At 59.1% G+C, this 7,926-nt stretch carries 9 protein-coding genes; all 9 read left to right on the top strand.

Translation table 11 applies throughout. From position 1 onward, the window contains the following. Nucleotides 1-80 precede the first annotated feature (80 nt). The 9 genes from ACTH3D_RS04670 (at nt 81) to ACTH3D_RS04630 (ending at nt 7,896) form a co-directional block, all read left to right on the top strand. Nucleotides 81-962: an MBL fold metallo-hydrolase gene (locus ACTH3D_RS04670; protein ID WP_441665756.1), complete on the top strand. Its 882-nt coding sequence runs from the start codon at nt 81-83 to the stop codon at nt 960-962. A gap of 69 nt (nt 963-1,031) precedes the next feature. After that, the gene (locus ACTH3D_RS04665; RefSeq protein WP_441665754.1) at nt 1,032-2,828 is read left to right on the top strand and encodes a SulP family inorganic anion transporter; all 1,797 of its coding nucleotides are present in this window, start codon (nt 1,032-1,034) and stop codon (nt 2,826-2,828) included. 115 nt (nt 2,829-2,943) lie between these two features. Further along, complete coding sequence (locus tag ACTH3D_RS04660; RefSeq protein WP_441665752.1) at nt 2,944-3,135, top strand: YgaP family membrane protein; 192 nt, start codon at nt 2,944-2,946, stop codon at nt 3,133-3,135. 33 nt (nt 3,136-3,168) lie between these two features. After that, on the top strand, nt 3,169-3,624 hold the full coding sequence (locus tag ACTH3D_RS04655) for a YeeE/YedE family protein (RefSeq protein ID WP_441665750.1): 456 nt from the start codon (nt 3,169-3,171) through the stop codon (nt 3,622-3,624). Continuing rightward, nucleotides 3,621-4,034 carry a DUF6691 family protein gene (locus ACTH3D_RS04650; protein ID WP_441665748.1) on the top strand — a complete coding sequence of 138 codons (414 nt, stop codon included), beginning with the start codon at nt 3,621-3,623 and terminating at the stop codon, nt 4,032-4,034. Before ACTH3D_RS04655 ends, ACTH3D_RS04650 begins: the two co-directional genes overlap by 4 nt. A gap of 137 nt (nt 4,035-4,171) precedes the next feature. Next, on the top strand, nt 4,172-4,861 hold the full coding sequence (locus ACTH3D_RS04645) for a response regulator (protein WP_441665746.1): 690 nt from the start codon (nt 4,172-4,174) through the stop codon (nt 4,859-4,861). Then, nucleotides 4,858-6,216 carry an ATP-binding protein gene (locus tag ACTH3D_RS04640; protein WP_441665744.1) on the top strand — a complete coding sequence of 453 codons (1,359 nt, stop codon included), beginning with the start codon at nt 4,858-4,860 and terminating at the stop codon, nt 6,214-6,216. Before ACTH3D_RS04645 ends, ACTH3D_RS04640 begins: the two co-directional genes overlap by 4 nt. After that, nucleotides 6,213-6,854 (top strand): c-type cytochrome, encoded by a 642-nt coding sequence (locus ACTH3D_RS04635; protein WP_441665741.1) that lies wholly within the window; start codon nt 6,213-6,215, stop codon nt 6,852-6,854. Before ACTH3D_RS04640 ends, ACTH3D_RS04635 begins: the two co-directional genes overlap by 4 nt. Nucleotides 6,855-6,864: 10 nt before the next feature. Beyond that, the gene (locus tag ACTH3D_RS04630; protein ID WP_441665739.1) at nt 6,865-7,896 is read left to right on the top strand and encodes a c-type cytochrome; all 1,032 of its coding nucleotides are present in this window, start codon (nt 6,865-6,867) and stop codon (nt 7,894-7,896) included. Nucleotides 7,897-7,926 lie beyond the last annotated feature (30 nt).

Here is a 7,926-nt window from a genome sequence, read left to right as displayed (position 1 = left end):
TCTTATTCCAAAAAAAACTAAACTTATAATTCAAAAGCCATTACAATGGCTGTATGTCCTATTTGATGGAGCTATGTTGTATGTCGATTTCCAGCGTTTCTCAGCCCATCGTTACTGCGTTTTTCGATGAGCCGACCAACACGTTTAGCTACGTAGTTCGTGACCCCGCAAGTACGTCCTGCGCAATCATCGACTCCGTGCTCAATTTCGACTACGCCGCCGGGCGCACCGATGTGCGGTCTGCTGATGCAATCATTGCTTTTATCCAGCGCGAAGGGCTGAGCGTGGAGTGGGTTCTTGAAACCCACGTTCATGCCGACCATCTTTCTGCTGCGCCTTACCTGCACGAAAAACTCGGTGGGAGAACAGGCATTGGCGCCAATATCAAAGTCGTTCAGGAAGTGTTCGGTAAGGCCTTCAATGCCGGTACTGAGTTCGCTCGTGATGGCAGCCAGTTTGACCAGCTGTTCAAGGAGGACGACACCTTCGCAATTGGAGGCATGGAGGGTCGTGTGCTGCACACACCGGGACACACCCCAGCCTGTCTGACCTATGTGATCGGTGATGCTGCCTTTGTTGGTGACACCCTGTTCATGCCCGACTACGGCACTGCGCGCTGCGACTTCCCCGGCGGTGATGCCCGCACGCTGTATCGCTCTATTCACAAGGTGCTGAGCCTGCCGGATGAAACAAGGCTGTTTCTATGCCACGACTATCTGCCGGAAGGGCGCAGCGAGTATCAGCACGAAACGAGTGTCGCTGAGCAGCGCGCAGCCAATATTCACGTTCATCAGGGTGTGGATGAAGACGCCTTCGTCGCCATGCGCACCGAGCGTGACGCCACTCTTGATATGCCACGGCTGATTCTTCCTTCAGTGCAGGTCAACATGCGTGCCGGTGAAATGCCACCCGCTGAAGACAACGGCCAGGTGTACTTCAAAGTGCCAGTTAACCTCTTCTGATGCGGAAAGTGTACGTCTGGACAGACTCGCCGCAAGTCATTGAATGATCGATCAAGTGGACCGCTGATCATGCCCATGTTGAGTACGCGACTTGCCCGCTGGATACCGCTGGTTGGCTGGCTGCGCGATTATCATCGCGACACTCTGACCCGCGACCTGCTGGCCGCCGTGATTGTTACCATGATGCTGGTGCCCCAGGCGCTGGCCTATGCCCTGCTGGCTGGCCTGCCGCCTGAAGTCGGGCTGTATGCCAGCATGCTGCCGCTGGTGCTCTATGCGCTCTTTGGCACCAGTGCGACCCTTGCGGTGGGGCCGGTTGCGGTTGCTTCACTGATGACCGCCTCGGCGCTGGCGGATATCGCCGTTGCCGGTACTGCCGAATATGTCGGGGCGGCTCTGGTGCTGGCGTTTTTCTCTGGCCTGCTGCTGCTGGGCATGGGCTTGTTGCGTATGGGTTTTCTGGCCAACTTTCTGAGTCATCCGGTGATCTCGGGTTTTGTCACCGCTTCGGGCATTCTGATTGCCGCCAGCCAACTGAGTCATATTCTGGGTATTCGAGGCTCGGGGAATAACCTGCTTGAAATGGCTGGCACTCTGGGCAGCCAGCTGGGTGAGGTCAATGCGATCACGCTGTTATTTGGTGCTGGGGTATGGATCTTTCTGCTGACCTGTCGGCGCTATCTCAAGGGGTGGCTGACAGCAGCAGGTCTGGCTTTGCGTACGGCTGAGCTTTTATCCAGAGCCGCGCCAGTCGTTGCGGTAATAACCACCACCTTACTGGCCTGGTGGCTGCAGCTGGGGCAGCGCGGTGTGGCCTTGGTGGGTGAAGTGCCCAGCGGCCTGCCTGCACTCGCACTACCCAGCTTTGAGCCGAGTTTGTGGTCCACGCTGTTGCCAGCGGCGGTGCTGATCAGTTTGGTGGGCTTTGTTGAGTCGGTGTCGGTGGCGCAGACACTGGCCGCCAAGCGCCGTCAACGCATCGACCCCAATCAGGAGCTGATTGCGCTGGGGCTGGCCAATATGGGTGCGGGAGTGAGCGGTGGCTCGCCGGTATCTGGGGGGTTCTCCCGGTCGGTGGTCAACTTTGAAGCCGGTGCGGCTACGCCGCTGGCTGGTGCCTTTACTGCCATCGGTATCGCCATCGCGACATTGGTGCTGACCGAGCCGCTGGCGTATCTGCCCAAGGCGACGCTGGCCGCTACCATCATTGTTGCCATCGGTACACTGATTGATTTGCCCGCGGTACGTGAGACTTGGTCCTATTCGCGTGCCGATGGCGTGGCCATGCTGGCGACCCTGGTCCTGACTCTGGTGCAGGGAGTGGAAACGGGCATCTTGGTCGGGGTGGTGCTTTCCATAGGTCTGCATCTGTATCGAACCAGCCAGCCGCACAGTGCCGTGGTGGGGCGCGTACCCAACAGCGAGCACTTTCGCAACGTGCAGCGCCACGCTGTGGAAACCGACCCGCGTCTGGTCATTCTGCGGGTGGATGAGAGCCTGTATTTCGCCAATGCCCGCTATCTGGAAGATACCGTCATGGCGTTGACGGCACACCAGCCCGGCCTTGAGCACATCGTGCTGGCCTGTCAGGCGGTGAATGTGGTGGATGCCTCGGCACTCAAGAGCTTGGAGGCGATCAATGCGCGGCTCCGGGATGCTGGCGTGAAGTTGCATATGGCCGAAGTCAAAGGACCAGTGATGGACAGGCTGAAAGATACCGAGTTCTGCCACGAGCTCACTGGGCAGGTGTTCTTGAGCACCTATGATGCCTGGCGTGAGTTGCGTGGCGAGGCGCTGCCACGGCAGACGCTTAGTCAGCCAATGGCGCCCGCTGGTGCGCCTCTTGGCGCTGCTGCTAGTGAGTGATGCCCTGGATAGCGCCGTAATGGCAATTGGGTAACAGCAAATAAGCTGGCCTGACTTTGAGAATACATCTGAAACACCAACCTGAAACATCAACCTGAAGAAAAGAGGCAATATCATGAAAAAGAACGTAGGCGGAATCGACAAGATTGCACGTATTGTTGTTGGCGCGCTGCTGATTGTACTGGCGTTGACCGGCACTATCGGCGTGTGGGGATGGATCGGCGTTGTACCGCTGGCCACCGGCCTGTTCAACACCTGCCCAGCCTATAAGCTGCTCGGCATCAATACCTGCAAGATCAACAAGTAACTCTTATCTAACGACACACAAAGGAGTAGTCACGTGGACTGGACGGCAAGTCTTCATGGGCTGATCGGCGGCGTGCTGATCGGCCTGTCGGCTACCTGGCTGATGGCAACGCTGGGGCGTATTGCAGGCATCAGCGGCATTATCAGCGGGCTGATTACAATGCGCCCAAGCGGTGATTACGCATGGCGACTCGCCTTTCTGTTGGGTCTGATCAGCGGACCGGTGTTGATCATGCTGTTTAGCCTGGGCAACGTTGCCGGTGAGCCAGAGGCTGTGATCGGTGCGCCGGCGGGTGGAGCAGGGATTATGTTGCTGGCTGGCCTGCTGGTGGGTTTTGGCACCGGTATTGGCAGTGGCTGTACCAGCGGACACGGCGTCTGCGGTCTGGCACGGCTGTCAACGCGCTCAATCGTCGCCACGGTCACTTTCATGGCAATGTCGATTGCTACCGTCTATGTGGTTCGGCATGTGATCGGAGGCGGGGCATGAAAACGCTGATGGGATATATCGCCGGTCTGCTGTTCGGCTTGGGTGTGGCAGTGTCAGGCATGACGGATCCGGCACGCGTGCTGGGCTTTCTCGACTTTTTCGGCGCCTGGGATCCGACACTGCTATTTGTGCTTGGCGGTGCCGTGATCACCAACTTCATCGGCTATCGTTTGGTATTACGCCGTGAGCACCCGCTGTTCGCCGGGAGTTTCCAGTTGCCTGGCCGTAACGATCTGGATGCCCGATTGATCGGTGGTGCTGCGCTGTTTGGAATAGGCTGGGGGCTGTCAGGCTACTGCCCGGGGCCTGCCATCGCCTCGGCTTCTGGTCTCAGCATCCCCCTGGCCGCCATGCTGCTTGCCATGGCACTTGGCTGGGTGGTTGCTCGGCGAGTGACGAGCAGTGTCTGAAGAATGTTGCGCTTGGTTGGATACGGCATTACACCTCATTCAGGCGTCAGCCAGGCGTTGTGGCGACTAAAGTCTTGCCAGGCAGTTAATGCAGGCTTAATCGTTGCGCGCCACAATGCAGCCCTGGAGGATAGGGCATGCATGTATTGTTAATTGAAGACGACGCGCTGGTTGCCGCCGGCATACGGTCCGGCCTTCTGGTGCATGACTTCGTGGTTGATGTGGCCACAAGCATTGCTGAGGCCCGCGCCATGTTTGATGGTGTGACTAGTGACGCGGTGATTCTTGATCGAGGCTTGCCTGATGGCGATGGTCTGGATCTGCTGGCTGACTGGCGTACCGCCGGGCATGAAGTGCCAGTGCTGGTACTTACCGCCCGGGATGCGGTGTCCGATCGGGTACAAGGCCTTCAGGAAGGGGCCGATGACTACCTATCTAAGCCCTTTGACCTGGATGAGCTGGTGGCCCGCCTGCAGGCACTGATCCGGCGCAGCGCCGGCCGCGCTCGGCCGTTGATTGAGCACGGCCCGCTGTGTCTGGACAGCGTGACCCGCGAGGTAACCTTGTCAGGGCATCCGGTTTCCCTGTCACGCCGCGAACTGGTGCTGCTTGAAGCCTTTCTGCAGTCACCGCGTAGCATCCTGTCCAGCGAGCGGCTCAAAGACAGCCTCTACGGACTGAGTGAAGAAGTTGAAAGCAATGCACTGAATGTGCATATCCACCATCTGCGCCGCAAGCTGGGCACGGGCATCGTTGAGACGGTGCGCGGTCTTGGCTATCGCCTCGGGGACGCTGACGCCATGGCGGCGAAAAAGGCCGTCCGTTGAGTTTGCGCACTCGCCTGTTGCTGACCCTGGGGCTGACCCTGACCTTACTGTGGGGGCTGGCGGCTGCTTGGTTGTTGAGTGGTCTCTATGACCAGCTGGAAAAAACCCTCGATCAACGTCTGGCGCAATCGGCACGCATGGTTGCTGGTCTCATGGAACAGCTTCCCCAGGACGCCTGGGCTCAGGCCCAGCGTCCCGCACTTTCCATTCCCGCCATTGAAGGTCTGGCCTGCCAGGTACACTCGCCGCGCGGGGAGGTGATCGCTCGCACTCACACCAACATGGCCGGAGTACTCGCGCCAGGTGAACGTGGCCATGCCTATCGCCAGGAATCAGGCATGACCTGGCGCGTGTTCACCTATGAGCGGAACGGCCTGGTGATCACCACCGCCGACCGAATGGATGAGCGCAACCTATTGATGCGTAACGTAATCGAAGTTGCGGTAGTGCCTTTCGTGGTGGCGCTCACCGGCAGCCTGCTGATGCTGTGGTGGGGTGTTTCCAGTGGCTTGGCACCGCTTGGCAAGTTGCGTCAGGCGTTGGCCAGTCGCCATCCGGATGCGCTGGCGCCGGTATCCACTGAGGGTGTGCCGGTGGAGATTCGCCCGCTGGTCGATACCTTGAATGAGCTGCTTAGCCGGATGCAGGAGGCCATGGTGCGCGAGCAGCGCTTCACCAATGATGCCGCCCATGAGCTGCGCACGCCGCTGACCGCTATCAAGACCCATCTTCAGGTGGCAAGCCGGGTGGACGGAGAAGCGGCACGTGAGTCCGTGGCGCTGGCCGAGCAGGGGGTGGCGCGGCTGGCACGAACCCTGGAGCAGCTGTTGATGCTCGCCAGGGTCGAGGGCCAGATAGCCTTTGACGATGGTCAGCTCTGCCGGGTTGCCGAAGTGATGAACCTGGCCTGTGCCGATGTCGGCGCGCAGGCCGCGCGTATCGAAATTATCGACCACTGCCCTGGCGCAGTGTTGGACATGCCCAGAGAGCTGGCCATTACCGCGCTGCGTAACCTTCTCGACAATGCCTTAAGTTATGGAGATGACGGACGAGTCACGCTCAGAGCTGAGATGCAGGGAGAGAAATGTCTTTGCCTGAGGGTTCGTGATTATGGTCCTGGGCTTGATCCTGACAAGCTGTCGCGCCTGCCGAGGCGGTTCTGGCGGCTCGGTAAGGGGCAGGGCAGTGGCTTGGGGCTGGCCATTGTGGCCGCCATCGCTGGGCGGTTTGGCGGCGAGCTCAGCTTCGAAGGGCCGCAAAGTGGTGGACTAGAGGTGCAACTATGTGTACCTCTGGTAACGTCGTCATCATGCTCCACAAGAGAGCAGCAAACTGACAAAGGGGAAAGACTATGACAACAATCAGCAAGGCGGGGGGGCTTGCGCTGCTGTTGGCAGTGGCAGCGCCTGGACTGGCACAGGAGGGGGATGCTGCGCGCGGTGAGGCATCTGCGGCGGTATGTTTGGCTTGTCACCAGGCCGATGGCATGGGCATGAACATACCTGGCGGAGAGTCCTGGCCACGCTTGGCCGGCATGAATGCCGATTATCTGGTCAAGCAGCTGCACGACTTCAAGTCGGGAAACCGTGAAAACATGTCCATGCTGCCGTTTGCCAACATGCTCAACGATGAGCAGATTGCCGATGTTGCGGCCTATTACAGCCAGATGGAACCCACTGAAGCTGCTGGCGGTGACGTTGACGAAGAGGTGCTGATGCGCGGCGAGCAGCTGGCCCAGCGCGGCGATTGGGACGAGTACATTGTCTCCTGCAAGAGCTGTCACGGGCCGGGTAACCAGGGGGTGGGCGCTATCTTCCCCGGAATAGCCGGTCAGCAGGCGGGCTATATTGAGGATCAGCTGCACGCCTGGCAGAACGGGACCCGTAGCAATGATCCTCAGGATCTGATGGTCTCCATCGCACAGCGTATGAGCGACGAAGATATCCATGCCGTGGCGGCCTGGCTGGCCACTCAGCCGGCTGGCAACGAGTAAGGAGAGAACAATGATCAATCGCAGGAATGTGTTGACTCTAGCTGGCGCAACCTTAGCCGCCAGTGTAAGCCTGGTCGCCCTGGCAGAAACTGACGGCCATCCTTACGAAATGTTGGTCGAGATGGGCTATCCGGCTCCCCAGGAAGGTGAGCTAGTGCATGTGCCACCCACCATGGCGGATCTCGAAGCCGCAGATATGAAGCCGGAGACCAAAGCGGTCATCCGTCGCGGTTACGATCTTTTTACCAACACCCAGCAGTTGCGGGGTCAGAACGTCTTCAATGATATGAACTGCTCCAGTTGTCACTTGGGCGAAGGGCGTCAGCCGTTCAGTGCTCCGGTATGGGCAGCGGTAGTCACACTGCCGGACTTCCGCGGTAAAAACCAGCACGTCAATAGCCTGGAAGAACGCCTTGCTGGTTGCTTTGCCTACTCTATGAACGGTATACCGCCGGAGTACGGCAGTGATGACATGCTAGCGCTCTCTGCCTATCACCAGTGGCTGGCCAAGGGTGCGCCCATGTACCCGGACCAGCCTATTTATGGGCGCGGCTTTCCTCAGCCAGAGCGTCCTGAGGAGCTGAGCTACGCTAATGGCGAGCAGGTTTTTGCGGACAACTGCGCGATCTGCCACAGCGAGGATGGTTCTGGCCTCTATCAGGACGGTGACTATGTGTTTCCGCCCACCTGGGGTGATGGTTCTTACAACTGGGGCGCGGGCATCTCGCGCATTCACACGGCGGCCGGGTTCATCAAGAACAACATGCCGCTGGGTCAGCCGCTGTCGCTGTCTGACCAGGACGCCTGGGATGTTGCCTACTTCATGACCCAGCAGGAGCGCCCGCAGGATCCGCGTTACACGGGCAGTGTGGATGAAGTGCTGGAGAAGTTTGGCCCGACGTTCCACAAGCATTCCAGCTATGGTCAGGTGCGTGAGAGTGATGGTCACCGCCTTGCTGATCATGCCAACTGGGGCGAGAAGGGCGATGAGCGCAAGCCCTGGAACGTTGGCCAGCCGCGTTTTGAGAATCTCGATGACTGAACTGACGGTTCGTCAGATCTGATAAGCGTC

This window comes from Halomonas sp. (assembly GCF_052095765.1).
Taxonomy (GTDB): Bacteria; Pseudomonadota; Gammaproteobacteria; order Pseudomonadales; family Halomonadaceae; genus Halomonas.
This window is presented reverse-complemented; position numbering and strand designations above follow the sequence as displayed.

Excerpts from the sequence above, each read along its gene's own strand:
- ACTH3D_RS04670 (WP_441665756.1), top strand. The coding sequence starts at position 81 with ATGTCGATTTCCAGCGTTTCTCAGCCCATCGTTACTGCGTTTTTCGAT.
- ACTH3D_RS04665 (WP_441665754.1), top strand. The coding sequence starts at position 1,032 with ATGCCCATGTTGAGTACGCGACTTGCCCGCTGGATACCGCTGGTTGGC.
- ACTH3D_RS04660 (WP_441665752.1), top strand. The coding sequence starts at position 2,944 with ATGAAAAAGAACGTAGGCGGAATCGACAAGATTGCACGTATTGTTGTT.
- ACTH3D_RS04650 (WP_441665748.1), top strand. The coding sequence starts at position 3,621 with ATGAAAACGCTGATGGGATATATCGCCGGTCTGCTGTTCGGCTTGGGT.
- ACTH3D_RS04645 (WP_441665746.1), top strand. The coding sequence starts at position 4,172 with ATGCATGTATTGTTAATTGAAGACGACGCGCTGGTTGCCGCCGGCATA.
- ACTH3D_RS04635 (WP_441665741.1), top strand. The coding sequence starts at position 6,213 with ATGACAACAATCAGCAAGGCGGGGGGGCTTGCGCTGCTGTTGGCAGTG.
- ACTH3D_RS04630 (WP_441665739.1), top strand. The coding sequence starts at position 6,865 with ATGATCAATCGCAGGAATGTGTTGACTCTAGCTGGCGCAACCTTAGCC.